The organism is Accumulibacter sp. (assembly GCF_029255125.1).
Lineage (GTDB): Bacteria > Pseudomonadota > Gammaproteobacteria > Burkholderiales > Rhodocyclaceae > Accumulibacter.
Genome location: NZ_JAPUVR010000110.1, coordinates 1 through 3,962, shown reverse-complemented (window position 1 = coordinate 3,962; position 3,962 = coordinate 1). Strand labels below are relative to the sequence as shown.

At 65.3% G+C, this 3,962-nt stretch carries 3 protein-coding genes; all 3 read right to left on the bottom strand.

Features of this window, described 5'->3' with window-relative positions:
• On the bottom strand, nucleotides 1-2,308 hold a 2,308-nt coding region (locus tag Q1L59_RS11500; protein ID WP_300332323.1), incomplete at its 3' end, for a PAS domain S-box protein.
• 11 nt (nucleotides 2,309-2,319) lie between these two features.
• Nucleotides 2,320-3,495: an FIST N-terminal domain-containing protein gene (locus Q1L59_RS11495; protein ID WP_300332321.1), complete on the bottom strand. Its 1,176-nt coding sequence runs from the start codon at nucleotides 3,493-3,495 to the stop codon at nucleotides 2,320-2,322.
• Between the two features lie 216 nt (nucleotides 3,496-3,711).
• A partial coding sequence (locus Q1L59_RS11490) for a hypothetical protein (protein ID WP_300332320.1) occupies nucleotides 3,712-3,962 on the bottom strand: 251 nt, incomplete at its 5' end.

Here is a 3,962-nt window from a genome sequence, read left to right as displayed (position 1 = left end):
CGCGCAGGGCGGCTGCCAGCTCGTGCGGGTCGAGCGGCTTGACGATGCAGGCGTCGGCCAGATGGTCGAGATCGGCCATGCGCGGGGTCGGAGAACCGACACGAATCAGGGCGATCCGCTGCGTGCGCGCGCAGGTCGTCGGCAGACGCGCGAACAGGTGCTGCTTTTCCTCGTCGAGGACCGATTCGTCGGCGACAATCAGTCGGTAAGCGCCCGCTTCTGCCGCCAGGATCGCGAGCGCGGCGCTGGCGCTGGCAGCCTCGCGGCAGCGCACTCCCCAGCGGCTCAGCGCCTGAACGGTTGCCGCGCGCGCCTTGTCGTGCGCGTCGACGACCAGGCAGCGGGCACCGGCCCAGCCCGGCGGGACGGGATCGCCGATGGCCGCTTGTTCGGCCCGGCCTAGTCTGACGCTGAAGTGAAATGTGCTGCCCAGTCCAGGTGTACTCTCGACTGCGATCTGACCGCCCATCATGGCGACCAGTCGCAGGCTGATGGCCAGCCCCAGGCCGGTGCCACCGTACTGCCGGCTGACCGAGCCGTCCTCCTGGACGAAGGCTTCGAAAATATCCTTCTGTTTCGCGGCCGAGATGCCGATTCCGGTGTCGCGCACCGTGCAGTGCAGGAGCACGCTGTCGCCGTCGGTTTCGCTCGTCAGGTGCAAAGCGACTTCCCCCGCCTTGGTAAACTTGACCGCATTGCCGAGGAGGTTGAGCAAGATCTGGCGCAGGCGCCCTGGGTCGCCCACCGCGCGCAGCGGAACCTCCGGTGAAACCTGGCAGAGCATTTCGAGTCCGCCACCGTGCGCCGCATACGCCACCCCGCGCGCGGCATCGAAAGCGACGCGCCAAAGATCGAATTCGATCGCCTCCAGACTCAGTTTTCCGGCCTCGATCTTCGAGAAGTCGAGAATGTCGTTGATCACGCTCAGCAAGGATTCGGCGGAGGACTTGATCAGGCGGGCAAAACGGCGCTGCTCAAGGTTCAGCCGGGTATCCAGCAACAGCCCGGCCAGACCGAGGATGCCGTTCATCGGTGTGCGTATTTCGTGGCTCATGTTGGCCAGAAAGCCCGACTTCGCGCGATTGGCGGCCTCGGCGGCATCGCGCGCCTGGAGTACAGCGCGCTCCCAGTTCTTGCGTTCGGTGATGTCGGTGAGCACACCCGAAGCGCCGATGATCTGCCCATCGCTGTCGCGCTCGGCGCGTGCGCCGATTTCCACGCTCCGCACGAGCTTGTCGCTCGCCAGCAATCCGAACTCGCCACGGGGATTGTCGACGGCGCCGTTCATCGTTGCAGCGAACAGTTCGACAGCGCGCGCGCGATCTTCCGGCACGAGGAACTCGGCGGCATAGTGGCCCAGGCTTTCCTCGACGGTGCGGCCGGACACCTCGCACCAGGCCGAATTGAGGAAGTTCAGGCGACCGTTGCGCTCAACGCGAAAGACCACCTCCTTGAGGTTGTTGAGCACGCGCCTATACTTTTCTTCGCTGGCCGCGAGGTCGTCCTGGACGCGTTTGCGCTCGGTGATGTCGGTGCGAATCGCGACGTACTGGTAAGGGCTGCCGTCTTCGCGCAGGAAAGGGACGATGGTCACCGCGCTCCAGTAGTAGGTGTCGTTCTTCGTCCGGTTCTTCACTTCACCCCGCCAGACCCGACCGGCGGCGATCGTTTCCCACATCGTGCGATAGAAGTCGTCCGAGTGCTCGTCGGAGCGGACCAGCGCATGCGTTCTGCCGAGCAACTCGTCGCGCTGGTAGCCGCTGATGTGGCAGAACTTGTCGTTGGCGTAGGTGATGCGCCCGGCCGTATCAGTGGCGCTGACGATCGCGTGTTCGTCGAGTGCCGCTTTCTGCCGTTCGAGATCGGCGTGCGCGCTGCGCAGTTCGTTTTCGGCGCGCTCGCGCTGCCGGACCAGATTGGCCAGCAGATCCGACATGCGCTCGAGCCCAGTGTCCTCCTCGCCGATCGCTTCCCGACCGAGCGTTCCGAGCAGACTGTTGGCAGTCTTGCGCAAGGACGCGATGGCGCGCGTTCGACTGCTCAACTCTTCGCGCAGCTTGTCGTTGGCGCGATTCAGTTCGGCTGAGCTCAGCTCCAGACTGCGCGTGCGCAAGTCTAGATCGCGGTCGTTTTGTCCGTAAGCTGCGTCAACGCGCGCGATCAGATCGCCCAGGCCGGTAAGCGCCCGGGCGGTGTTCGGTGCGAGCTGCGCGGCCAGTTGGTCGAATTCGGCGAGCAAGGCGTGCAGTGCACGCTCGTCCTCAACTCCGAGTACGCGTCGCAACTGGCGCAGCAAGAGTCGATGCATGGCTGTCCGACTCAGCTTTCCGCCAGGCGAAAAACGGTCATCGTCTGATTATGCAGTTCGCAGGCGACGCCGGGCGTAAACGGGCTGATCTCGCCATACGAGTAGAAGCCGGTTACCGTCTCTCCGCTGGCCAGTCGCGTCCTGACCGCCTCGATCTCTTCGTCAACGCGCTCGCCCATGACCAGCTTGCGGCCGACACAGGAAACGAGGAGCGTCAGGCCGGGCGGCGTCGCTGGCTGGTCGGCTGGTGTTGCGGCGACCGAACGGGCAGCCGATTCGCCGGCGCTCGCGGCGGCCCGTTCGGCGCCGTCAACCAAGCGGTCGGTATTCGCGTGCATCAGTTGGAGATAGCCGCCGGCCTGGATGTCGCCCGCCAGGATCAGACTGCCGGTTGATTCGTCAATGCCGAGAATGGTTCGGATCAGGCCAAGTTCGTGGCGCCCCTCGTCGACCATGGCAAACGGAAACAGCAATCCCGAAGCGGGCAGATCGCGTGCGTACTCGCCCAGGTAGCTGCGGTAGACGGACAAGGCCGGCTCGCCGTCAAGTTCGTGCAGGACGTTGGCTGAACAGCGGGTGACGCGGCGCGACGGCCCGAAGGGTTCCCAGCCCCCGAACGAACCGTGGCCGAAAACCAGATGATCGCCAGAGAACCCGAGGGCGACGATCGCGTGCTCGGATACGCCTTCCGGGGTCAGCGTGAAGGTGCGCCGGAAGGCGCCGCCGTCGCCCGCCAGGCCACCCGCCAACGGCGTTGTCGGGCCGAGGACATGGATCAATCCTTTGAGCAGTGCGCTGCCGTTGATGCCGACGCCGGGTGCCAAGACGATTCCGGTGCGTAGCCCGGGCCCGGTCAGTTGCTGCGCCAGGCGCTCGCCGGCGGCAAAGGAATCGTCCATGCACTGCAGAACGGTGCTGGCGACGCGCAAGCGTGTGTGCGCGAAACGCGCCAGTGTGATCACGCAGGTTCCGTCGGAGACGCCGGTCTGCGTGATCTCGCCGGCCGTCGAGCAACCGATACGGATGGCCGTCGGAAAGTGCGCGGCGAGCGACGCGGCGAAACCGGCATGCTCAAAGAAGCGCACGCCGGCGAAGACCAGGACCAGGTCGGCGGCGAACGAAGCGGCTGCGGCCAGCCCACGCTCGACCCCGGACGGATCGGATAGATGCAACTGTTGGATTTCCAATGTGCGCTCCCTGTCAAGATCGAGAACCCGACGACACCGTCGACTTTTCCCTGCCATCCGCTCTAACGGCAGGGGAAGCGCTCAGCTTGAGGCTGCCCTGCCCAGCAGGGACAGGAAAAGCAAGCGGCGGCAAGTCGGGTTTGCCCGCTTTCGGCAGACGGGGTCCAGCGCGCCGCGCGCGCCACCGGGTGGGCGGACACGATGCCAATGGACCGATCATCGTGGCGGCAGCTCGGCGACTTCTGCCAGCTCGGTCGCCGCCAGTTCGTTCGTCACAAAGCTGATCAAGTCGCGGATGCCGCTCGCCACTGTGCGCGTCGCGGTCATCGCGTAGAGCGGCCAGTGGGGTGTGCTCTCGTCGGCGAGCAGGCGGACCAGGCTTCCCTTCAGATTTCCGGATCTCGGCGGGGAATTGAGGCAGAGTTCAGGAATTCTATGTGGCACGTTATTTGACCAGGCGACAGGTT